The sequence below is a fragment of the Streptomyces sp. NBC_00986 genome, assembly GCF_045162565.1.
Taxonomy (GTDB): Bacteria; Actinomycetota; Actinomycetes; order Streptomycetales; family Streptomycetaceae; genus Streptomyces.
The window spans coordinates 5,013,899-5,036,151 of record NZ_CP108733.1 but is presented as its reverse complement, the minus strand read 5'-3'; the positions used below and the strand labels follow the sequence as shown (position 1 = coordinate 5,036,151).

18 protein-coding genes are annotated in these 22,253 nt (G+C 70.8%); 13 read left to right on the top strand and 5 right to left on the bottom strand.

Going from position 1 to position 22,253, the window contains the following annotated elements; genetic code table 11:
- Nucleotides 1-229: 229 nt before the first annotated feature.
- Nucleotides 230-3,310: an alpha-L-rhamnosidase C-terminal domain-containing protein gene (locus OG504_RS21975; RefSeq protein WP_405991367.1), complete on the top strand. Its 3,081-nt coding sequence runs from the start codon at nucleotides 230-232 to the stop codon at nucleotides 3,308-3,310.
- Nucleotides 3,311-3,386: 76 nt separating this feature from the next.
- Here the strand turns inward: OG504_RS21975 and OG504_RS21970 are convergent, their stop codons facing one another.
- Complete coding sequence (locus tag OG504_RS21970) at nucleotides 3,387-3,971, bottom strand: RDD family protein (protein ID WP_405991366.1); 585 nt, start codon at nucleotides 3,969-3,971, stop codon at nucleotides 3,387-3,389.
- A gap of 229 nt (nucleotides 3,972-4,200) precedes the next feature.
- Here OG504_RS21970 and OG504_RS21965 point away from each other — a divergent pair, with 229 nt between their 5' ends.
- The 6 genes from OG504_RS21965 (at nucleotide 4,201) to OG504_RS21940 (ending at nucleotide 9,892) form a co-directional block, all read left to right on the top strand.
- Nucleotides 4,201-5,055, top strand: coding sequence for a bifunctional methylenetetrahydrofolate dehydrogenase/methenyltetrahydrofolate cyclohydrolase (locus OG504_RS21965; protein ID WP_033280120.1), 855 nt, complete (start codon nucleotides 4,201-4,203; stop codon nucleotides 5,053-5,055).
- 100 nt (nucleotides 5,056-5,155) lie between these two features.
- Complete coding sequence (locus OG504_RS21960) at nucleotides 5,156-5,629, top strand: DUF3017 domain-containing protein (protein WP_405996401.1); 474 nt, start codon at nucleotides 5,156-5,158, stop codon at nucleotides 5,627-5,629.
- A 290-nt stretch (nucleotides 5,630-5,919) separates the two neighbouring features.
- Entirely contained in the window at nucleotides 5,920-6,381 is a 462-nt protein-coding gene (locus tag OG504_RS21955) for a helix-turn-helix domain-containing protein (protein ID WP_405991365.1), read from the top strand.
- 94 nt (nucleotides 6,382-6,475) lie between these two features.
- Complete coding sequence (locus OG504_RS21950) at nucleotides 6,476-7,609, top strand: DUF2690 domain-containing protein (RefSeq protein ID WP_405991364.1); 1,134 nt, start codon at nucleotides 6,476-6,478, stop codon at nucleotides 7,607-7,609.
- A 321-nt stretch (nucleotides 7,610-7,930) separates the two neighbouring features.
- The gene (locus OG504_RS21945) at nucleotides 7,931-8,920 is read left to right on the top strand and encodes a malate dehydrogenase (RefSeq protein ID WP_033280123.1); all 990 of its coding nucleotides are present in this window, start codon (nucleotides 7,931-7,933) and stop codon (nucleotides 8,918-8,920) included.
- 171 nt (nucleotides 8,921-9,091) lie between these two features.
- Nucleotides 9,092-9,892, top strand: coding sequence for a hypothetical protein (locus OG504_RS21940; protein WP_405991363.1), 801 nt, complete (start codon nucleotides 9,092-9,094; stop codon nucleotides 9,890-9,892).
- 34 nt (nucleotides 9,893-9,926) lie between these two features.
- Here OG504_RS21940 and OG504_RS21935 read toward each other — a convergent pair whose 3' ends face one another.
- Both OG504_RS21935 and OG504_RS21930 read right to left on the bottom strand, forming a co-directional pair.
- The gene (locus tag OG504_RS21935) at nucleotides 9,927-10,616 is read right to left on the bottom strand and encodes a siderophore-interacting protein (RefSeq protein WP_405991362.1); all 690 of its coding nucleotides are present in this window, start codon (nucleotides 10,614-10,616) and stop codon (nucleotides 9,927-9,929) included.
- Nucleotides 10,617-10,657: 41 nt separating this feature from the next.
- Nucleotides 10,658-12,067 carry an MFS transporter gene (locus OG504_RS21930; protein WP_405991361.1) on the bottom strand — a complete coding sequence of 470 codons (1,410 nt, stop codon included), beginning with the start codon at nucleotides 12,065-12,067 and terminating at the stop codon, nucleotides 10,658-10,660.
- A 92-nt stretch (nucleotides 12,068-12,159) separates the two neighbouring features.
- Here OG504_RS21930 and OG504_RS21925 point away from each other — a divergent pair, with 92 nt between their 5' ends.
- A complete protein-coding gene (locus OG504_RS21925; protein WP_405991360.1) occupies nucleotides 12,160-13,131 on the top strand; it encodes a LysR family transcriptional regulator in 972 nt (323 codons plus the stop codon).
- A 2-nt stretch (nucleotides 13,132-13,133) separates the two neighbouring features.
- Here the strand turns inward: OG504_RS21925 and OG504_RS21920 are convergent, their stop codons facing one another.
- Complete coding sequence (locus OG504_RS21920; protein WP_405991359.1) at nucleotides 13,134-14,069, bottom strand: GNAT family N-acetyltransferase; 936 nt, start codon at nucleotides 14,067-14,069, stop codon at nucleotides 13,134-13,136.
- Between the two features lie 199 nt (nucleotides 14,070-14,268).
- On the opposite strand from OG504_RS21920, the gene OG504_RS21915 reads away from it, so the two are divergent.
- From OG504_RS21915 to OG504_RS21895, 5 genes are all read left to right on the top strand, one after another.
- Nucleotides 14,269-15,795 (top strand): aldehyde dehydrogenase family protein, encoded by a 1,527-nt coding sequence (locus OG504_RS21915; RefSeq protein ID WP_405991358.1) that lies wholly within the window; start codon nucleotides 14,269-14,271, stop codon nucleotides 15,793-15,795.
- A 135-nt stretch (nucleotides 15,796-15,930) separates the two neighbouring features.
- On the top strand, nucleotides 15,931-17,463 hold the full coding sequence (locus OG504_RS21910) for a GMC family oxidoreductase (protein WP_405991357.1): 1,533 nt from the start codon (nucleotides 15,931-15,933) through the stop codon (nucleotides 17,461-17,463).
- A 56-nt stretch (nucleotides 17,464-17,519) separates the two neighbouring features.
- Nucleotides 17,520-18,587 (top strand): glycine betaine/L-proline ABC transporter ATP-binding protein, encoded by a 1,068-nt coding sequence (locus OG504_RS21905; RefSeq protein WP_405996400.1) that lies wholly within the window; start codon nucleotides 17,520-17,522, stop codon nucleotides 18,585-18,587.
- Nucleotides 18,587-20,542, top strand: a complete 1,956-nt coding sequence (locus OG504_RS21900) for an ABC transporter permease (RefSeq protein ID WP_405991356.1) — start codon at nucleotides 18,587-18,589, stop codon at nucleotides 20,540-20,542. Before OG504_RS21905 ends, OG504_RS21900 begins: the two co-directional genes overlap by 1 nt.
- A gap of 1 nt (nucleotide 20,543) precedes the next feature.
- Complete coding sequence (locus OG504_RS21895) at nucleotides 20,544-21,500, top strand: ABC transporter substrate-binding protein (protein WP_405991355.1); 957 nt, start codon at nucleotides 20,544-20,546, stop codon at nucleotides 21,498-21,500.
- 6 nt (nucleotides 21,501-21,506) lie between these two features.
- Here OG504_RS21895 and OG504_RS21890 read toward each other — a convergent pair whose 3' ends face one another.
- Complete coding sequence (locus OG504_RS21890; RefSeq protein WP_405991354.1) at nucleotides 21,507-22,229, bottom strand: isocitrate lyase/phosphoenolpyruvate mutase family protein; 723 nt, start codon at nucleotides 22,227-22,229, stop codon at nucleotides 21,507-21,509.
- Nucleotides 22,230-22,253: the final 24 nt, after the last annotated feature.

Genomic DNA, 22,253 nt, shown 5'->3' with positions numbered 1-22,253 from the left:
AGTCATTGCCGCGTACAGGCAGTCTTGCCGCCGCCGTTCCTGCCGTAGAGCGGAGGGGAACCGGACGAGAACCGGAGGGTGACCGGAGAAACACCCCGCCCCCTCGCCCCGTCCCATCTATTGACGCGTACCTGGCGAATCAATAACCTCCCAGCGACATCGGTGATTGAAACGATTCAGTCGGCGAGGTGAGCCGCCCGCCGTCCGCTTCTCGTCAACTGGACCTCCCATGGCCGCTGACCGTCGAACCGTCCCCCGCCGCAGACGAAACCGCATCCTGGTGGCCCTCGCAGGCACCGCCGCACTCCTCCTCTGGTGCCTCCCGCAGGTGGCACAGGCCGCACAGACCGCACCGGCCGAGTCCGCCGCCGTGTCCGCCACGCCGTGGCCCTCGGCGCCCGACTGGCAGAGCTACGTCGAGGCGCCGAGCGGTGCGACCGTGTGCCCGACGGCGGTGACGAGCACGTCGGGCAGCGTCAGCGGCGCGGCGAACCTGGTGTGCGGGGGTTCGGGCGGAGCGACGCTGACGCTGGTGGCCGGGGGGACGACGCCGACCGTCGTGCTGGATTACGGCAAGGACGTCGGCGGGATGCCGTACTTCACGGTCTCCGCGGAGTCGGGGTCGCCGCAGCTCAAGGCGGGGTACAGCGAGAGTTCGCGGTACGTGTCGGCCTCGGGCGACGACGGCACCCCGTGGGGCGAGGGCGACCAGGCCCGCTCGGACACGTACACGGTGACCGGGCCGGGGACGATCACCAACCGCTCGGTGCAGGGCGGCGAGCGGTACGAGGAGATCACCCTCACCTCGCCCGGCACGCTCACGCTCAGCGCCGCCGGGATCCAGTACATCGCCGACCGTACGACGGCCGACGGGTACCAGGGCTACTTCGTGTCCAGCTCCGACCAGTTGAACAAGATCTGGTACGAGGGCGCCTACACCGCACAGCTCGACTCGGCCGCGGCCGGTTCCCTGCCCGGGAGTTGGCGGGTCGGCGGCGGCGTCCTCGACGCGTACGGCAGCGTGCCGCCCACCGTGGGGCTGCTGAACCAGGGCGGTTCGTGGGGCGACTACACCACCACCTTCGACACGAACATCGTGAGCAACCAGGCGGGTTGGGCGGTGCGCGGCCAGGACGCGGACAACGGCTACGTGTTCATCCTGAACGCGCACGACGACACCGGCGGCGCCCCGGACACGCTCCAGGAACTCGACCTCCACGACGGCACCTACACCAGCGTCGGCAGCACTCCGCTCCCCGCACCGCTGACCTCGGGCAGCTGGCACACCGTCACCACCACCGTGTCCGGCACGACCATCACCGTGTCACTGGACAACACCCGCCTGGTGAGCCTGAGTTCGGCGTCCTTCCCGGCCGGCACCACCGCCTACCCGACCGGCACGGTGGGCTTCCGCGAATACACCGGCGAGGAGGCGTACTTCCGCGATCTGAAGGTCGTGAACAGCTCCGGCGCCACCCTCTACAGCAACGCGCTCGGTACGACGTCCGCGCTGTCCGACTTCGCCGTACCCGGGGTCAACTCGGTGGCATCCGTCCTGGACGGCGCGAAGCGCGACCGCGCGATCTGGTCCGGCGACCTCAACGTCGAGGGCCCCACGGTGTACGACTCCACCGGCCGGACCGACTACCTCAAGGGCGCCCTCCAACTCCTCGGCAGCTACCGGCTGTCCAGCGGTTTCGTCACCGGCGCCCTGCCCCCGCAGAGCGCACCGCACACCGGCGCCGCGATCCAGGGCACCACCGGTACCTACTCGGCGACGTACTCGATGTACTGGCTGCTCGCCCTGGAGTCGTACTACCTCTACACCGGCGACACCGCGTTCGTGCAGCAGGAATGGCCCGTCGCCCAGGCCGAGTTGGCCTGGAACGCGACCGAGGTCGACTCCCGCGGGCTGTTGGTCACCGACGGGTCCACCGGCGCCGACTGGGACTACTACGACAAGGTGAAGACGGGCGCGGTCACCGAGTACAACCTCATCTACTACAAGGCACTGCTCGACGGAGCCCAACTGGCCACCGCCGCGGGGCAGTCGACGCTCGCCGCGCAGTACACCCAACGGGCCGCGACCCTCAAGGCGGCCATCAACACCTACCTGTTCGACAGCGCGACCGGCCTCTACCGCATCAGTGACACCAAGACCACCGGTGTGCCGCAGGACGCCAACGCCCTCGCCGTCCTGTACGGGGTGGCCCCGGCGGTGAACCACGCCTCGATCCTGGCCGCGTTGAAGACCGCCCTGTGGACCACTCCCTACGGCCCCCTGCCGTTCAGCTCCGACGCGGGATACAGCCCGGTGATCAGCCCGTTCGCCGGCGGGTACGAACTCGAGGCCCGGCTGGCCGCGGGCGACACGGCCGGCGCCGAGTCCCTGCTCGGCACGCTGTGGGGCCACATGGCCGCCGAGGGGACCGATTTCACCGGGACCATGTGGGAGAACGTCGCCACCGACGGTTCCCCGGGCGGGAAGACCACCAGCCTGGCACACGGCTGGTCGACCACCCCGACCTCGGCACTGTCCGGCTACGTACTCGGAGCCCGGCCCGTGACCGCCGGATACGCCACCTGGTCCGTACAGCCCCACCCGGGCGACCTGACCTGGGCCGAGGGCAGGGTCCCCACCCCGCACGGCGCGCTGGCGGTGTCCTGGGCAGGTGAGAGCGGTATCGGCCAGTTCGGCATGCAGGTCACCGCGCCCTCCGGCACCAGCGGCACGATCGCGGTGCCGACGTACGGCGGAGCCGCTCCCGTGGTGTCGGTCGGCGGTCAAGTGGTGTGGAGCAACGGCGCGTTCACCGCGACCGGCGGCATCGGCGGCGCCCACGCGGACGCGGACCACGTCTACCTCACCGGAGTCCAGCCCGGCACCTACCTGATCGCGGCGAACCCCGGCGGCGCGGCCACCCCGGCCGGCTACACCTCCTGCGCGCAGGAGAACGGCACCTGCTCCTTCACCGGGACCCGGTCGGTGGCCTTCGGAGCGAACGGCATCTACTCGTACCGGACCCTGACCGACGGCACGCCCTGCACCGGTACCGCGCTCGTCGACCTCGACTACGGCGTCGCGAAGTCCTGCTACACCGGCCCCGTCACCACCGGCCCGGCCGGATCGACGCTCTGTGCCACGGAGAACGGCATGTGCCCCTTCACCGGCACCCGCACGGTCGCGTACGGCGCGGGGAGCACGTACAAGCAGAAGGCGCTCACCAGCGGCACCCCCTGCACCAACGCGGTGTTCACCGACCCGGTCCAGGGCACGGTCAAGGCCTGCTATCTGCTCCCGGCCGACTGACCGGTGCCGTACGACGAAACGGCCGCCCGTTCTCCGCGAGAACGGGCGGCCGTTTCGTCGTACGACGAGTCGACGCCTACTGCGTGCGGATCACGATCGTGCCGCAGATCTTGTCCGCGAACGTCTGGCGCTTCGCGTCCCACGCCGGCCACAGGAAGCCTATGTAGCAGGCGATCGCGTCCACGAAGTGGGCGAGGCGGCGGACGAACGCCATGCCGACACCGAGCGGCTGGCCGTCGCTCTCGCGGACCAGACGGATGCCCAGCGCCTGCTTGCCGACGGTCTGGCCGGTGCGGCCCTCGCGGATCAGCTGCCAGATGAAGATGCCGAGGAGGAGGAGGGCGCCGATGCCCAGCAGCGCGCCGTTCTTGCTGGTCATGCCGACGACGTACAGGACGTACGGCACGGCCATGATGAGCCAGTCGACCAGCGTGCCGAGGAAACGCTGGCCCCAGTTCGCGTACGGCGGGGTCGCGCCGTAACCCGCCTGCTGGTACCCGGGGTAGGCTGGCTGCTGCGGGTAGCCGTAGCCCTGCTGCGGCGGGACACCCTGGGGCGCGCCCTGCGGGTAACCGTAGCCGGGCTGGCCCTGGGGCTGGCCGTAGCCCTGCTGGGGGTTCTGCTGTGGCTGCCCGTAGGGGTTGTTCGGGTCGTAACTCATGGCGGGATTTCCTCCGTTGGCAATGCGGGGACGATGCGGATTGCGCGGAGGTACGTCACGAAATGAGCGGTTTGCCCCCCAACACCTACCGCAGTACTGCGGCGTTCATCGTTCTCTTCGGGGTGACTTTTTGTCCAGTTGCATTCCGTAGGCGTTGTGTAAGTGCAACATCCTGATCATTCGGTACCCGGATTGGAACCATGAGGGCGTCATCCGCGAGGATGGGTCCATGACCGCCCAGATTCTCGATGGCAAGGCCACCGCAGCCGCGATCAAGTCCGATCTGACCGCCCGCGTGGCGGCGCTGAAGGAGAAGGGCGTCACGCCCGGCCTCGGCACGATCCTGGTCGGGGACGACCCCGGCAGCCAGAAGTACGTCGCCGGCAAGCACCGGGACTGCGCCCAGGTGGGCATCGCGTCCATCCAGCGCGAGCTTCCCGCCACCGCCTCGCAGGAGGAGATCGAGGCGGTCGTCCGTGAGCTGAACGAGGACCCCACCTGCACCGGGTACATCGTCCAACTCCCGCTCCCCAAGGGCATCGACGAGAACCGCATCCTCGAACTCATGGACCCGGACAAGGACGCCGACGGCCTCCACCCGATGAACCTCGGCCGCCTCGTCCTCAACGAGCCCGCCCCGCTGCCCTGCACTCCGAACGGCGTCCTCACCCTGCTGCGCCGCTACGGCGTGGAGATCAAGGGCGCGGAGGTCGTGGTCGTCGGACGCGGTGTCACCATCGGCCGCCCGATGCCCCTCCTCCTCACCCGGCGCAGCGAGAACGCCACCGTGACCCAGTGCCACACGGGCACCCGCGACCTCTCCTCGCACCTCAAGCGCGCCGACATCATCGTCGCCGCCGCCGGTTCCGCCCACCTGATCCGTCCCGAGGACGTGAAGCCGGGCGCCGCCGTCCTCGACGTGGGCGTCTCCCGCAACGCCGACGGCAAGATCGTGGGCGACGTCCACCCGGGCGTCGCCGAGGTCGCCGCCTGGATCTCCCCGAACCCCGGCGGAGTCGGCCCGATGACCCGCGCCCAACTGCTCGTCAACGTGGTCGAGGCGGCGGAGCGCAGTGTCGCCTGAGAGCCCTCAAAGCCCTGCGAGCAAGGACCCTGATCCAGGTAAGGGTGTGGATGCCGTGAAAGACACCGAGGTGACGGACCCCGGTACGAGCGCGGACGCCGTGGCCGCCGTAGCTCCTGCGGACGACGACATCGAGGTCGTGGACCCGGTCAGCGCGCCCGACGCAGACGGCAAACCGCGCCGCGCCACCCGCCGCTTCCCCCTCTTCACCCGGGACACCGCCCGCCCCGAGGGCGGCGGCCGGGCCGCCCCGCGCGGCGCCCCGGCCCCGGCCCGCCAGTGGCCGATCCTCGCCATCCTCGGCACGGTCGGCCTCGGCCTCCTCCTGACCGCCTTCGACGTCTTCCGCTACGGCATCCTGCTGATCGGCGCCGCGCTGCTGGCCGGCGCCGTCCTGCGCTGGGTCATGCCGGACGTCGGCATGCTCGCCGTACGCTCCCGCTTCACCGACATCGTCACCTACGGCATCCTCGGCCTCGCGATCGTCCTGCTGGCGCTGATGGCGCAGCCGAAGCCGTGGCTGACGATCCCGTATCTGAAGGACACGCTCCACTACACGGTCAACAGCAACTAGCGATCAGTAGCCAGTAGCCGGTGGTCGGTAACCGGCGCGCGGCGTCCGGCAGTCAGCGACACACGACGGCGGCCCGTCCTCTCCCCCGAGCAAGGACGCGCCGCCGTCTGCATTCACCGTGGCGCCCGGCGGGGGTGCCGCTCAATACCTGTCAGCGCGCTGTGGCACGGAGGTGACCGTTTCGCTACGCGCTCCGCACCGCCCGGCGACGAGGGAACCGTTCCCCTTCCGGTGTCGTCATTTCGCTCGGAGCGGGCGCAAGGGGACGCGCGGGACACCGGGGAGGTGCGATGGGCGGCTGGCAGCCGCTGCCGGACGAACTGCCGGCGGAGGTACGGCACTTCGTGGAACAGCTGCGCCTCCTCAAGGACCGCACCGGCCTGAGCCTGGTGGCCCTCGGCGCGCGCACCGCGTACAGCAAGTCCTCCTGGCACCGCTATCTCAACGCCACCCAGCCCCCGCCCCGGCAGGCCGTGGTCGCCCTGTGCCGGGTCGCCGGCGTCGACTCCGAACGCATCGGCGTGCGCTGGGAGTTGGCGGTCCAGGCCTGGCCCCGGCAGGTGCCGGTCCCCGAACGGGCGGACGGCGGGGACGAGTACCGCGACGATCCGACCCTTCCGTGGTGGGACACCCCGCCCGGGGAACCCGAGCGCGGGCCCGGCGGACGGTTGCTCCGGTACACGTTGGTGCTGTTGCTTCTCCTGCTCCTCACTGCTGTCGTGGGAGTCGTGGTCCTTGTGTCGATGTATTGACAAGTTTGCGGATATGCAACGAAGCCGACCAACATCAGCGTTAGCGTGGGCAATTCCGGGCAGAGGGGGGAAAGTAATGCCTCGTTGGAGGGCCTTGCCGGATGAGCTCGATCCGCAGGTCAGGGAGTTCGCGAGCCAGTTGCGCAGACTCGTGGACCGCAGCGGCCTGAGCATCGCGGCGGTGGCCGACCGCACGGGCTACAGCAAGACGTCCTGGGACCGCTATCTCAACGGCCGGCTCCTCGCACCGAAGGGCGCGATCATCGCCCTGGCCGAGGTCACCGGCACCAACCCCGTTCATCTGACCACGATGTGGGAGCTCGCCGAGCGTTCCTGGAGCCGCTCGGAGATGCGGCACGACATGACCATGGAGGCGATCCGGGTCTCCCAAGCGCGGGCGGCGCTGGGGGAGTTCGGGGTGGCCCCGGCACCCGCGACACCCACGAAGGGCGGCAAGCCGGCCCGTAAGGGGGGCGGCAGTGTCACCGCGACCCCGGGGATCGCGGGCCCGGCGGGAGTGTCCCCGACGGTGCCGCCACAGCCGGCGGCGCCCGACAGCGACGTACGAGAAGGTCCGTCGAAGGTTGCCAACTCGTGGGGGATGGCGGGGTATTCGGGACCGAAGCAGTCCGGTGCCGAAGAGGCTGCCGTGAAGCCCCAGCCCGAGACGACGATCCCGAAAGGTGAACAGCTTCGGCCCGCCCCGCCCGCCGGGGTGGGCGGGGCCAAGCGGCGGGCGCTGATGTTCGGGGCCGGGGTTCTCGGGGTGCTGGTCGTGATCGGGGCCGTATTCCTGTTCACCAAAGGCAACGGCGACGGGGACAAGAAGGCGGGGGCCGTGCACACCTCGGCCTCCGCGTCCGCCAGTACGAACCCCGATCTGCCGGCCGGAGTGAAGTGCGTGGGCGCCGGCTGCACCGGCAAGGACGCCGAGGCGATGGGCTGCACGACGGAGGCGGGTGCGGTGACCACAGCCAAGACCGCGACCGTCGGTACGACCGTCGTCGAGGTCCGCTACAGCAAGACCTGCGGCGCCGCCTGGGGCCGTATCACCACGGGGGTGGCGGGGGACTCGGTGCAGGTCAGCGCGGGGACCGCCAAGGAGACCGACAGCATCACGGCGTCCGATGACGCCATCGCGTACACCCCGATGGTGGCCGTGAAGGACGCCGGCGAGGCGAAGGCGTGCGTGACGCTGGCGTCGGGGCAGAAGGGCTGCACGACCTAGGCCGCGAAATGTGGGGATTCTGTGTACGTGCGGAATGCCCGCTCCGGATCGGGGGCAGGCGAAAAGTACCCCCACGGGATTCCGGACCCCCGGTTCCCCCCACGGCGGTCGTCCGGTGTTCCTCTCCCGAGCCGGACGGCCGCCTTTTGCGTGTTCCGGTCGGGGTGCTGTGGGGTGGGCCACACGGACCCGGGAGTCCGGGATCGCGGATGCGCGATAGCCTGACCGGTGGATCTCTTGATGCCAAGAGATCGATCATTTGTACGTCCCGCACCCCGGGGCAGTGCCGCCCCACCGCCAGCTGTCATAACGGAGAACGCCATGACCCGCACTCCCGTGAACGTCACCGTCACCGGCGCGGCCGGCCAGATCGGTTACGCCCTGCTCTTCCGCATCGCCTCCGGCCAGCTGCTCGGCGCGGACGTGCCGGTCAAGCTGCGTCTCCTGGAGATCACCCCGGCGCTCAAGGCCGCCGAGGGCACGGCGATGGAGCTCGACGACTGCGCCTTCCCGCTCCTCCAGGGCATCGACATCACGGACGACCCGAACGTCGCCTTCGCCGGCGCGAACGTCGCCCTCCTCGTGGGCGCCCGCCCCCGTACCAAGGGCATGGAGCGCGGCGACCTGCTCTCCGCGAACGGCGGCATCTTCAAGCCGCAGGGCAAGGCCATCAACGACAACGCCGCGGACGACATCAAGGTCCTCGTCGTCGGCAACCCGGCCAACACGAACGCGCTCATCGCGCAGGCCGCCGCCCCGGACGTACCGGCCGACCGCTTCACCGCGATGACCCGCCTCGACCACAACCGCGCGCTGACCCAGCTCGCGAAGAAGACGGGCACCACGGTCGCCGACATCAAGCGGCTGACCATCTGGGGCAACCACTCGGCCACCCAGTACCCCGACATCTTCCACGCCACGGTCGCCGGCAAGAACGCCGCCGAGACCGTGAACGACGAGCAGTGGCTCGCCGACGACTTCATCCCGACCGTCGCCAAGCGCGGCGCCGCGATCATCGAGGCCCGCGGTGCCTCGTCGGCCGCCTCCGCCGCGAACGCCGCCATCGACCACGTCCACACGTGGGTCAACGGCACGGCGGACGGCGACTGGACCTCCATGGGCATCCCGTCGGACGGCTCCTACGGCGTCCCCGAGGGCCTCATCTCCTCCTTCCCGGTCACCACGAAGGACGGCGTCTACGAGATCGTCCAGGGCCTGGACATCAACGAGTTCTCCCGCGCCCGCATCGACGCGTCGGTGAAGGAGCTGGAGGAGGAGCGCGAGGCGGTCCGCTCGCTCGGCCTGATCTAGTCATCGGCCTCATCCAGTCATCTGCGGGGAGTCACCCGCGGGGCCGTTCTCGACGGCCTTGTCACGGGCTTGCGCGGGCCCTGTTCCGGTTACGGCCGGAGCGGGGCCCGTTCCCTGTTTCCGCCGCTAACTTCGGAAGAGGTACGTGGTGGGTGATTCGGGGGGTTCGTGATGACTGGTTGGGGTGGCTCCGGCTACGGCTCCGGGGACTTCGGTGCCGAGCGCGGTCCGAGCGAGGAGCGGGGGCAGGCGCCCTGGGCGGTGTGGTCCACGGCGGAGACGCAGACTTCGCTGACCGCGCCGGCGTGGGTGTCGTCGCCGGCTCCTGTCCCGGCTCCGACTCCGGCTCCCGCGCCCGCTTCCGGCCGTCGCGCCTGGCGGCTGGTCCTCGCGGTGGCTCTCGCGGTGGTGCTGGGCGCGGGGGCCGGGGGAGGGGTCTGGTACGTCACGCACGGGCGCGGCACGCACAACCACGTGGACACGGGGGCGAGTACCGGTGCGAGCGCGACCGGGCCCGGATCGTCGTACCGTACCGCCCAGGACCCCACCGGTTACACGGTCGACGTCCCCAAGGGCTGGACCCGTACCCAACGGCAGGGCGCGCAGGCCCCGGTGGTCACCTACGACTCCCCGGACGGCACCCGCCGCCTGCAGATCTTCCGCGTCTCGGAGAACTCCCCGGCCGAGTCCCTCGACCTCGCCGAGAACGACCCCGGTTACGGCTTCGCCCGGCAGCCCGGTTACCAGGTCGTCGACCGTGCCACTGGCCCCAGTTGGGCCGAACTCACCTATCGCTACGACGACTCGGACAAGGGTGCGCGCCGGGTGATCGACCATCGTTTCGAGGCGGCGGGCGGTTCGCTCTACGCGATCCGGTCCAGTGGGCCCGAGTCCCTCGACCCCGCGCTGGTCAGGGGCCCGCTCGCCGCGGCGGTGGATTCCTTCTGCCCGGCGGGCGCGAACTGCCGGTAGGCGGGGGGAACTGCCTTTGGGCGGGGGCGGGTTCCTACTCCAGCCCCCGCTTCCCCGGCGCCCAGAACGGCTTCGTGAGGACGGAGCGCCGGTCCCAGCCCAACTCCTGTACGAGCACCTGCCGGACGTGCTGCACGGTACGGGCCTCCCCGGCGACGTACGCGATGCCGCCCGGATCGGGGGCGAGATCCTGTACCGCGTCGGGGAGTGAAGTCCCGCCCCTGGTCAGCCAGTTGAGGCGGTCGGCGTGGGCCAGTGGCAGTCGGTTCGCCTCCGAATCCGTCTCCACGACACCGGAGATCCGCGCCCCCTCGGGCAGCGCGGCCAGCATCGCGCCGAAGGCGACGGAGGCCGTCTCCTCGCCGACGAAGACGTGGTGGGAGGCGTCGGGGCGGAGCGTGAAGGTGCCCTCGGGCTTGCGCAGGCGCACCTGTTCGCCGGTGCCGACGCTCTTTCCCCAGCGGCCCCCGGGCCCGCCCTCGGAGTGGTCCAGCACGCACAACTCGACGGCGCCGGACGGGTCGTAGCGCCAGATGGAGTACGTGCGGAGGGTCAGGCCGGTGACCAGGACGCGGACCTGCTGGCCGGGGTGGACGTCGAGGCCGGCGAGGGCGTCGCCTTCGATGCGGAGGCGGCGCATGCGGGCGGTGACCGGTTCGGCGGCGGTGAGGGTGGCTCGGAGGGTGACCAGGTCGAGGACGGGGTTCAGGAGGGCGGACGGCACAGGGGCTCCTCAACTCGGTTGCACGTGTGGGGAGTTGCCGATCAGGAGTGGCGGGCTGAACGCGATAGTACGCGTTTCTCGTCGGACGCGATAGTGCGTGTGGTGGTCGTACGGTCGCGGTGGCCGACGATCACGACCGCGGTGGCCGCGAGGACGATCAGGGCGACCGTGCGCAGCGCCGGGGCCATGCCGTGGGCGAGGTCGGGGTGGGCGGCCAGGATCGTGCCGGTGACCGCCACACCCAGGGCGGCGCCGAGTTCGCGGGCCGAGGTGCCCAGGCCGGAGCCGAGGCCCGTCTGGTGCGGCGGGAGCGAGGTGACGACGCCGACCGTGAGCGCGGGCATGGAGAGCCCGGTGCCCGCCGAGATCACCAGCAGCCAGCAGGCGTACGTCCAGTACGGGGTGCCCGCGTCGGCGGTGGACGCGCCCAGCAGGCCCAGGCCGATGAGGGCGAGGCCGGTGCCGATGACCGGGCGGGGGCGGTGCGACCAGCGGACGGCGAGCTTCGGGACGAGGGCCATGCCGATCGTCAGCGGCACGATCGCGACGCCGGTGACGGCGGCGCCGTAGCCCTTGATTCCTTGCAGGTACTGGGAGTTGACGTAGAAGAGGGAGAACAGGCCGAAGAAACCGGTGGCCGTGCCGAGGGTGGCCGCGCGGAGGGTGGGGGAGGCGAAGACGCGCGGGTCGAGGAGCGGGGTGCGGGAGCGCAGGGCGTGGACGGTGAACGCGGCGATCAGTACGGCGCCTGCGGTGAAGGCCGCGATGATGCGCGGGGATGCCCAGCCGTAGGCCGGGCCTTCGATGATGCCGAAGAGGACCGCGACCAGGCCGGTGGTCAGGAGGACGGTGCCGGTGGGGTCGAGGTTGCTGTGCGCGGACCGTTCCGTGCGGGGTGTGGTGAGGGCGACCGCGAGGGCCAGCAGGGCGGCCAGCGGGACCATCGCCCCGAACAGGGCGCGCCAGGACAGGAATTGGCCGACCAGACCGCCGCCGAGGTTGCCCGCGAGGCCGCCGAGGCCGAGGGCGAGCGTCCAACTGCCCATGGCGCGGGCCCGGTTCTCCGGGGCGGACAGGTGCACCAGGATCGACATCGTCGCGGGCGTGATGAGTGCCGCGCCCGCGCCGGACAGGCCCCGCCCCGCGATCAGCGTCGCCGGGTTCTGCGCGAGCGCGCTGGTGGCGGCACCCGCCGCGAACAGGGCGAGCCCGGCGAGCAGCGCGCCCTTGCGGCCGTGCCGGTCGCCGAGCGCGCCGGCCGGGATGAGGAGACCGGCGAAGACGATGACGTACGCGTCGACCATCCACAGCAGTTCGGTGTGCGAGGGGTGCAGGGCGGACGAACTCAGCTGCGGGATAAGGAGGTTGATGGCGGCGACCATGCTCTGCGCGACGAGGACGCAGGCGCAGAGGGTCGGCAGGGTGGACCGTTTCAGGGCGTGTGAGGGCACGGCTCCTCCAGGGAGTCCGGTGTGGTGGGGGGTGCCCTGTCACCGTAGGCTCGGGGTGACCTGCTTTCCAGTGCAACCTTTGCAGGGGGTGAGTGCGTGTGACGCAATCCGCGAATCCCGGTAGTTCCGGCGGTTCCGGTAGTTCCGGCGGTCCGGGGAGTCTGGACCTGAATCTGCTGGTCGCCCTCGACGTGCTGCTGGAGGAGCAGAGCGTGCAGGGTGCCGCGCACCGGCTGCATCTCTCCGAACCGGCGATGAGCCGCACGCTCGGCCGGATCCGCAAGGCGCTCGGTGATCCCGTGCTGGTGCGCGCCGGGCGGAAGATGGTGCCGACGCCGCGTGCGCTGGCGGTGCGCGCCGAGGTGAGCGCGGTGGTGGAGCGGGCGCGGGCCCTGTTCGCGCCGGGGCGGGACACCGACCTCAGGACCGTCAGCCGTACGTTCACGATCCTCGGCCACGACGCGATCGCCGCCCTGTACGGCGCGGCCCTGTTCGCACGCGCCGCCCGGGAGGCGCCCGGCATCCGCATCCGGTTTCTCTCCGAGAGCCATGTCGACGCGCCGTTCCTGCGGCAGGGGACCGCCGACCTGGAGGTGGGGGTCATCGACTCCACGGCGCCCGAGGTGCGTGTGGAGACCCTGCACGAGGACCGGATGGTCGGGATCGTCCGCGCCGGACATCCGTTGCTGGAGGGGGAGTTGACCCCGAAGCGGTTCGCCGAGTCGGGGTCCCATCTGCTCGTGTCGCGGCGCGGCAAGCTGCACGGTCCCGTCGACGCCGCGCTCGCCGAACTCGGCCTGGAACGGCGGGTGGTGGGCTCCGTCGGCACCCTGCCCGCCTCGATGTTCGTGCTACGCGACACCGACCTGATCGGGCTGACCAGCTCCTGGGGCCTGCCGATGGCCTCCACGTTCGGCCTGGTCACCTTCGAGGTACCCCTCGAACTACCCCCGCTCCCCCTGGGGTTGGCCTGGCACCCGCGCCACGAGGCCGACCCGGCGCACGCGTGGCTGAGGGGCGTCGTGCGGGAGTTGATGGGGGACTGGTCAGCCGCTGTCGCCTAGACCTAACGAAGCACTACCAGCCGCTTCTCGAACCAGTGGTCCGCGTAGACATGGTCCACGTACGCCGGAATCTCCGCGTACCCGCACGCCCGGTACATCGCCTGCGCCTCCGTGAGCGCCGCATGCGTGTCCAGCCGTACGACAGCGAAGTCGTGCTCTACGGCGGCCAGTTCGAGCTCCGTGAGGATGCGGCGGGCGAGGCCGAGGCGGCGGGCGTCGGGGTGCACCCAGACGTGCCGGATCTCGCCGACGCCCGGCTCCAGGGTCCGCAGCGCCCCGCAGGCCACCGGCCGCCCCTCCTCGTACGCGACGAAGAACGCGCCCGCGTCCCCGGTGACCTCCTCCGGCCGTACGAGATCCGTCTTGTCGAAGCCCTCGGGGAAACGGGCGTCGATGTCGGCGGCGTAGGCGTCGAGGCAGGTGCGGGCGTCCTCGGCGGCACCGTCGACGAGGGCGACCGTGATGCCGGCGAGGCGGAGGAGGCGGCGGGTGGTCGCCAACGCGTGGGTGAGTTCGGTGCGTTGGGGTGGGGTGAGGGTGGCGAGGAGGCCGGCGGCGAGCGCGTTGGAACGGCGGTGCTGCTCCTCGGCCTCGACGCGACCGGCGTCGGTGAGCTCGATCTGGCGCAGGCGCGTGTCGTGCGCCGGCACGGTCAGCCGCACCAGCCCCTGTGCCTCCAGCGACTTCGCCATCCGGCTCAAGTAGCCCGCGTCCAGGGCGAGTCGGCCGCGCAGTTCGCGCAGCGAGACGCCGTGCCCGATCTCGAAGAGCAGCCGGGCCTCGTTGAGGGGGCGGTCCTGGCCGAGGTAGTGGTCGTCGAGCGCGCCGATGCGGCGGGTGAAGTAGCGGTTGAAGTGCCGGAAGGCGGCGACGTCCTCCGCGCTCACCGGTGCCGGTGCCGGTGCCGGTGAGGGGGTCGATTCCGTGACTGGCTCCATAGTTCTTTGACTTTAGTCAAAGGAATCGGAGGAATCCATGGTCGCGATGCGGCTTTTGTCCCCCTGTTCAGTGACTCGGCCCACTTTCGGCCATGGATTGCGCATGCATACGGACGTCCCGGGCAGGCGCTCGCAGTCCCCGAGAGTGACAGTTAGGTGACGCTGGGGCGCTGAACAGGAACGGAAGGCAATACCGATCATGGCCGACAACACGGAACAGCAGGCGGGGAAGACCATTCACGCGGGCGGGGACTGGCTGGAAGCGGTCTCGGGCGCCACGCGCGAGATCATCGACCCCGCGGACGCGCTGCCGTTCGCCGTGGTCGCGGAAGGCGACGAGAAGGACACGGACATAGCCGTCGCCGCCGCCCGTGCCGCCTTCGACGGCGGTCGGGGGGCCTGGCCGCTCACACCCGTCACCGAGCGCGCCGCCCTGCTGCGCCGCGTCGCCGACCTGCTCGTGCGCGACCGCGAGGAGCTCGGCCTGCTGGAGAGCCGGGACGCGGGCAAGACCGTGGAGGAGGGCCGCGTCGACATCGACTGTGTCGCCGACGCCTTCCGCTACTTCGCCGACCTCGTCGCGGGCGAGGCCCCCGGCCGGGTCGTCGACGCGGGCACGCCCGAGGTGCACAGCGTCGTCGTGCACGAGCCCGTCGGTGTCTGCGCGCTGATCACCCCCTGGAACTACCCGCTGCTCCAGGCGAGTTGGAAGATCGCGCCCGCCCTCGCGGCCGGCAACACCTTCGTCGTCAAGCCCAGCGAGATCACCCCGCTGACGACGATCGCCCTCATCGACCTGCTTGTCGAGGCCGGTCTGCCCGCCGGTGTCGCCAACATCGTCACCGGCCCCGGTCACTCGGTCGGCGCCCGGCTCGCCGAGCACCCCGACGTCGACCTCGTCTCCTTCACCGGCGGCCTCATCAGCGGCACGAAGGTCGCCCAGGCCGCCGCCGTGACCGTGAAGAAGGTCGCCCTCGAACTCGGCGGCAAGAACCCCAACGTCGTCTTCGCCGACGCCTGCGCCACCGAGGAGGGCTTCGACACCGCCGTCGACCAGGCCCTCAACGCGGCCTTCATCCACAGCGGCCAGGTCTGCTCCGCGGGTGCCCGCCTCATCGTCGAGGAGACCGTCCGCGAACGCTTCGTCGCCGAACTCGCCCGCCGCGCCGAGAAGATCCGCCTCGGCCGCGGCACCGAGGACGGCGTCGAGTGCGGCCCCCTCGTCTCCGAACAGCAGCGCGCCAAGACCGAGTCCTACGTCGCCGCCGCACTCGCCGAGGGCGCGGTGCTGCGCTCCGGCGGCAAGCGCCCCGAGCCGACCGCGACCCGGCCCGCCACCGGCTACTTCTACGAGCCGACCGTCCTCGACCAGTGCCATCGCGAGATGACCGTCGTACGCGAAGAGGTCTTCGGACCGGTCCTCACCGTCGAGACCTTCCGCACCGAGGACGAGGCGGTCGCGCTCGCCAACGACACCGAGTACGGTCTCGCGGGCGCCGTCTGGACCGCCGACGCGGGCCGCGCGCGCCGCGTCGCCGGACGGCTGCGGCACGGCACCGTCTGGATCAACGACTTCCACCCCTACCTTCCGCAGGCGGAGTGGGGCGGCTTCGGGAAGAGCGGTGTGGGCCGGGAGCTCGGCCCCGCCGGACTCGCCGAGTACCGCGAGGCCAAGCACGTGTACCAGAACCTGGCGCCCAGGCCGGTGCGCTGGTTCGCGGGCTGACGCCTCTCCGGCTCGCGAGCCTCGGTTCACGCACTGATCCGCGTTCGGCTCGCGGGTTTCGGTTCGCGTCCGGCTCGCGGGCCGACGGCCCCACGTCCCCTTCAACCCCCAGCCCCCACTGGAGTGAGTACCCCCATGCCCGACAACGAGTACGACTATGACTACGTCGTCATCGGCGGCGGCACCGCAGGATCCGTCATCGCCTCCCGCCTCACCGAGAACCCCGACGTCACCGTCGCCGTCATCGAAGGCGGCCCCAGCGATGTCGGCCGCGAGGACGTACTGACCCTGCGCCGCTGGATGGGCCTCCTCGGCGGCGAGCTGGACTACGACTACCCGACCACCGAGCAGCCGCGCGGCAACTCCCACATCCGGCACAGCCGCGCCCGCGTGCTCGGCGGCTGTTCCTCGCACAACACCCTCATCGCCTTCAAGCCGCTGCCGTCCGACTGGGACGAGTGGGAGGAGGCCGGCGCCAAGGGCTGGGGCGCGATCTCGATGGAGGCGTACTACGTCCGCCTCCTCAACAACATCGTCCCCGTCGACGAGAAGGACCGGAACGCCATCGCCCGCGACTTCGTCGACGCGGCCCAGGAGGCGCTCGACGTCCCGCGCGTCGAGGGCTTCAACAAGGCGCCCTTCACGGACGGCGTCGGCTTCTTCGACCTCGCCTACCACCCCGAGAACAACAAGCGGTCGTCGGCTTCGGTCGCGTATCTCCACCCGGTGATGGACGAGCGCCCCAACCTCACCCTTTTCCTTGAGACGTGGGCCCACCGGCTGGAGCTGAACGGCACCCGCGCGGAAGGCGTCCACGTCCGCACCAAGGACGGCGAGGAACTCCTCGTCCGCGCCCGCCGCGAGGTCGTCCTGTGCGCCGGCGCCGTCGACTCCCCGCGGCTGCTCCTGCACTCGGGCATCGGCCCCCGCAAGGACCTCGAAGCGCTCGGCATTCCCGTCGCCGTCGACCTCCCGGGCGTCGGCGAAAACCTCCTCGACCACCCGGAGTCGGTGATCGTCTGGGAGACCAACGGGCCGATCCCGGAGAACTCCGCGATGGACTCCGACGCGGGCCTGTTCGTGCAGCGCGACCCCCAACACCCGGGCCCCGACTTGATGTTCCACTTCTACCAGGTCCCCTTCACCGACAACCCCGAGCGCCTCGGCTACGAGCGCCCCGAGTTCGGCGTCTCCATGACCCCGAACATCCCCAAGCCGAAGAGCCGCGGCCGCCTGTACCTGGAGAGCGCCGACCCGGCGGTCAAACCCGCCCTGGACTTCCGGTACTTCACCGATGAGGACGACTACGACGGCCGCACCCTCGTCGACGGCATCCGCATCGCCCGCGAGATCGCGAGGACCGAACCCCTCGCCGGCTGGCTGAAGCGTGAGGTGTGCCCCGGCCCGGAGATCCTCGGCGACGCGGAACTGAGCGAGTACGCCCGCAAGGTCGCCCACACCGTCTACCACCCGGCCGGCACCTGCCGCATGGGTGCCGACACCGACGAACTGGCCGTGGTCGACCCCGAGTTGAGGGTCCGCGGCCTGGACGGCATCCGCATCGCCGATGCCTCCGTCTTCCCGACCATGCCCGCCGTGAACCCGATGATCGGGGTGCTCATGGTCGGTGAGAGGGCTGTTGACCTGATCGGAGGTGGTGCACGATGAGCACCGTCAGCACACCCAATGGCCTTGACGCGTCCGGCAGTTCCGCGAGCACGAGCATGAGCACGGGTGCCTCCGGTGACCCCGTGTTCTCGGTGGACGGCCTCTGGAAGGTCTTCGGCCCGAAGGCCGACGAGATCCCCGCCGACCCCGAACTCACCGCCCTCGACGCCGCCGACCTGCGCGCCCGCACCGGCTGCACCGCCGCCGTCCGCGACGTCTCCTTCGACGTCCGCAAGGGCGAGGTCTTCGTGGTGATGGGCCTGTCCGGCTCCGGCAAGTCCACCCTGGTCCGCTGCCTCACCCGCCTCATCGAACCCACCGCCGGCACCATCGCCATCGACGGCGAGGACGTCCGCGCCATGGACAAGTCCCGGCTGCGCGAACTCCGCCGCCACCGCGCCGCGATGGTCTTCCAGCACTTCGGCCTCCTCCCGCACCGCACCGTCCTCGACAACGTCGCCTACGGCCTGGAGATCCAGGGCGTCGGCAAGGCCGAGCGCCGCCGCCGGGCCGCCGAGGTCGTCACCAAGGTCGGCCTGGAGGGTATGGAACAGCGCCGCCCCGGCCAGCTCTCCGGCGGTCAGCGCCAACGCGTCGGCCTGGCAAGGGCGTTGGCGGTAGACCCCCAAGTCCTCCTGTTCGACGAGCCGTTCAGCGCGCTCGACCCGCTGATCCGGCGCGACATGCAGGAGGAGGTCGTCCGGCTGCACCAGGAAGAGGGCCGCACGATGGTCTTCATCACCCACGACCTGAACGAGGCCCTGAAGCTCGGCGACCGCATCGCCCTGATGCGCGACGGCCGCATCGTCCAACTCGGCACCCCTGAGGAGATCGTCGGCTCACCCGCCGACGACTACGTCCGCGAGTTCGTACGGGACGTACCGCGCGCGGACGTCATGACCGTCCGTACGGCGATGCGTCCAGGTGACTGCGGAGGTCCGGAGCACCCCGGTGCGCTCGCGGCCGACGCGGTCGTCGCCGAGGCGATCAAGGTCGTGTCCCGCAGCGGAAAGCCCGCCTGCGTCGTCGAGGACGGCCGCTGTCTTGGCGTGGTCGACCACGCACGGCTGCTGGACGTCGTGGCAGGGGCGGAGCTCGCCGATACCGGCAAGGAGGCGGTCTGATGGCAACGGTCACCGCACCCGCCCCGCGCCTCGCCCTCCCCGGAGTCCTCCGGCACCGGGCCGCGCACAAGCTCCTGCTCCTCGCGCTCGCCGCCGCGATCCTCGTACCGCTCGCCAACGCGCACTGGGCCAGCGGGAGTTGGCCGCACGCTCTCACCGTCGACCTGTCCGGTCCGCTGGGCCGGGCCAACGACTGGATCATCGACAACCGCGACAGCTCCCCGCTGTTCCTCTACTTCTTCGGCTACATCAGCAACGCCGTCGTCCTCTCCGTACGCGCCGTCTACCTGGTGCTGCTCGCCGCGGGCTGGGCGGGCGTCACCGCGTTCGGCGCCCTCGTCGCCTGGCGGGTGGCCGGCGTACGGCTCGCGATCGGGACCGGCGTCGCCTTCCTCGCCTGCGGGCTGCTCGGCATGTGGGTCCCCACCATGCAGACCCTCGCCCTGATGGTGGTCGCGGTACTCACCTCGGTCGTCGTGGGCGCCCTGCTCGGCCTGGCCGGCGGCCTCTCCGAACGCACGGACCGCGCCTTGCGCCCGGTCCTGGACACCATGCAGGTGCTCCCGGCCTTCGCCTACCTCCTTCCCGTCGTCCTGGTCTTCGGCATCGGCGTCCCCGCAGCGGTCCTCGCCACCGTCGTCTACGCCGCCCCGCCCATGGCCCGCCTCACCACGCTCGGCCTGCGCAACGCCGACCCGGAGGTCCTGGAAGCCGTCGAGTCCCTCGGCGCTACAGGACGCCAACGCCTGCTCACCGCCCGGCTCCCGCTGGCCCGCAAGCAGCTCCTCCTCGGCCTCAACCAGACGATCATGATGGCCCTCTCCATGGCCGTCATCGCCTCCGTCATCGGTGCCGGAGGCCTCGGCGACCGCGTCTACCAGGCCCTCGCCTCCGTCGACGTGGGCGCGGCCCTGGCCGCCGGTATCCCGATCGTGCTCCTGGCCGTCGTACTGGACCGCGTCACGGCCGCAGCGGGCGAACAGACCGACGAGTCCGCAGGTGAGCCGGGTTCGACTCTCCGCCCGTGGCTGTACGCCCTCGGCGCCACCGTCGCCGTAGCGGTGGTCGCCCGTCTCGCCGGTGCCCTGGACTGGCCCTCCGGTTGGACCCTGAACATCGCCGAACCCGTGAACCGCGTCGTCGACTGGATGACCGCCCACCTCTACTCCGGCGTCCCCTACCTCGGCGGCACCGCCGACTGGGCCGGCCACTTCACCACCTGGGTCCTGGACCCCGTACGCGACGGTCTGCAGTGGCTTCCCTGGTGGTCGGTGCTGCTGATCGTCGCCGCTCTCGCCTGGGTGATCGGCACCTGGCGCACCGCGCTCACCGCCGTCCTCGCCATGGCCGCGATCGGCGTGCTCGGGGTGTGGAAGCCGTCACTCGACACGCTGTCGCAGGTGCTGGCCGCCGTGGCCGTCACCCTCGTCCTCGGCTTCGCGACCGGCATCGCCGCCGCCCGCAGCGACCGCTTCGAACGTGCCCTGCGCCCCGTCCTCGACGTCTGCCAGACGATGCCGCAGTTCGTGTACCTGATCCCGGTCGTCGCCCTCTTCGGCGTCGGCCGCGCCCCCGCTGTCGCAGCGGCGGTCGTCTACGCCCTTCCCGCCGTCGTCCGCATCACCACGCAGGGCCTGCGCCAGGTCGACCCGGCCGCTCTGGAGTCGGCCCGCTCGCTCGGCGCGACCAGCGCCCAGCAGCTGCGGCAGATCCAACTCCCGCTCGCCCGCCCGGCGTTGCTCCTCGCCGTCAACCAGGGCGTGGTCCTCGTCCTTGCCGTCGTCATCATCGGCGGCCTGGTCGGCGGCGGCGCCCTCGGCTACGACGCCGTATTCGGCCTGGCCCAGGGCGACTTGGCCACAGGACTCGTCGCCGGAGCCGCGATCGTCTGCCTCGGCCTGATGCTCGACCGGGTGACCCAACCGACGGAACGCCGCACCAAGAAGGGAGCGTGACATGCGAGTTCGTACGCTGTATTCGGTCGCCGCGGTGACATCCCTCGCCCTGCTCTCGGGCTGCGGCGCCGCCGACATGACCAAGCAGGCCTCGCCCTTCGCCAACGCGCAGGGCGCCAAGACCGTGACCCTCTCCGTCCAGTCCTGGGTGGGCGCACAGGCCAACGTGGCTGTCGCGCAGTACCTGTTGGAGCACAAGCTCGGCTACCGCGTCGACACCGTCCAGGTCGACGAGGTTCCCGCGTGGGACGCGCTCAGCCAGGGCCGGGTCGACGCGATCCTGGAGGACTGGGGCCACCCCGACCAGGAGAAGCGCTACGTCGACGACAAGAAGACGATCACGCGCGCGGGCGGCCTCGGGGTGACCGGGCACATCGGCTGGTACGTCCCGACCTACCTGGTCAAGCAGCACCCCGACATCACGAACTGGAAGAACCTCAACAAGTACTCCTCGCTGTTCCGCACCGCCGAGAGCGGCAGCAAGGGCCAGTTGATGGACGGCTCGCCCTCCTACGTCACCAACGACAAGGCCCTGGTGACGAACCTGAAGCTCAACTACCAAGTGGTGTTCGCCGGTTCGGAGGCCGCGCAGATCACCCAGATGAAGCAGTTCGCCAAGGAGAAGAAGCCCTTCCTCACCTACTGGTACGCCCCCCAGTGGCTCTTCAAGAAGGTCCCGATGACCGAGGTGAAACTCCCTGCCTACAAGGAGGGTTGTGACGCCGACGCCGCCAAGGTCGCCTGCGCCTACCCCCACACCCCGCTGCAGAAGTACCTCAACACGGACTTCGCCAAGCGCGGCGGCAAGGCGGCGGCCTTCCTGAAGAAGTTCAAGTGGACGACCGAGGACCAGAACGAGGTCTCCCTGATGATCGCCGACCAGAAACTCTCCCCGGCCGACGCCGCGAAGAAGTGGGTGGACAGCCATCCCTCCACCTGGAAGGCCTGGCTGTCCTGACCCCGCTCACCCCTTCAGCTCTACGGCCCTCTCCTTGAGCGCGAGCGTCGCCCAGCGCTGGAGCCCCGGCCCGAACGTGATGCGCGTGGCCCCGAGTTCACCCAGTTCGGTGAGCGAGGGGCCCTCGCCGTCCAGCCGGGCGAGCGCGTTGACCGGCCCCTGGATACCGGACCGCAGCAACGGCAGCACATCCGCCGGAGCCATGATCGGATAGACACAGTCGGCACCCGCGGCGACGTACAACGCCGCCCGCTCGATGGCCCGTTCGGGATTCCCGTCCCCGTGCAGGAAAGTGTCGACCCGCGCGTTGACGAACAACCGCTCCGCCGCCACCGCCCGCACCTCGGCCAGCCACTCGGCGTGCTGCCGCGGGTCCTTGAGCACCCCGCCCTCGGAGTCCTCGAGGTTGCACCCCACCGCCCCCGCCTCCAGCAGCCGCTCCACCAACTCCTTCGGCGCGAGCCCGTAACCGCCCTCGACATCCGCCGACACCGGCACATCCACGGCCCGCACGATCCGCGCGACCGCCGCGAACATCTCGTCCGCCGGCACAGCCCCGTCCTCGTACCCGAGCGAGGCGGCGACCCCGGCACTCGGCGTGGCGAGCGCCGCGAACCCGGCCTCCACGAACACCCGCGCACTGACCGCGTCCCACGGCCCCGGCAGCACCAGCGGATCACCGGGCAGCCGCCGCCGATGCAGACTCCGGAACAACTCCACCTTGCTCACGGCCGACGCCCCCGCACCTCACGG